The organism is Paraburkholderia sp. SIMBA_054, from assembly GCF_046534875.1.
Taxonomy (GTDB): domain Bacteria; phylum Pseudomonadota; class Gammaproteobacteria; order Burkholderiales; family Burkholderiaceae; genus Paraburkholderia; species Paraburkholderia hospita.
In genome coordinates this window covers 1-278 of the sequence record NZ_JAWRXV010000646.1, presented here as the reverse complement: position 1 = coordinate 278, position 278 = coordinate 1, and the positions used below count along the sequence as shown (strand labels likewise).

Here is a 278-nt window from a genome sequence, read left to right as displayed (position 1 = left end):
CATGTATAGACCTTGCCCACTGCCCAATGCATGAGCGCCGCGCCGGCGGCCATCGGCCCAAGAATGCCCGCAATCTGCGTGGTCATCATGCTCGCAGCGAGAATGCGCACGCGGAAATTCTGCGGGATAGCCAATGAGCGGTGAGTCGCGCCAACGAGTCCCATCGATGCATTGGCGAAACCCACACATGTAAGCGTCAATACGAGAACGATGGATGAGTGGGCCCAGCCCGAAGCAGCAAGTGCCAGCCCTTCGCACATCGCGGCCCCAACCCGGAC

Annotated in this window: 1 pseudogene; it reads right to left on the bottom strand. The window is 61.2% G+C overall.

Going from position 1 to position 278, the window contains the following annotated elements:
- Window positions 1-185 (bottom strand): annotated as a pseudogene (locus SB822_RS56685) (MFS transporter); the annotation flags it as partial.
- Window positions 186-278 lie beyond the last annotated feature (93 nt).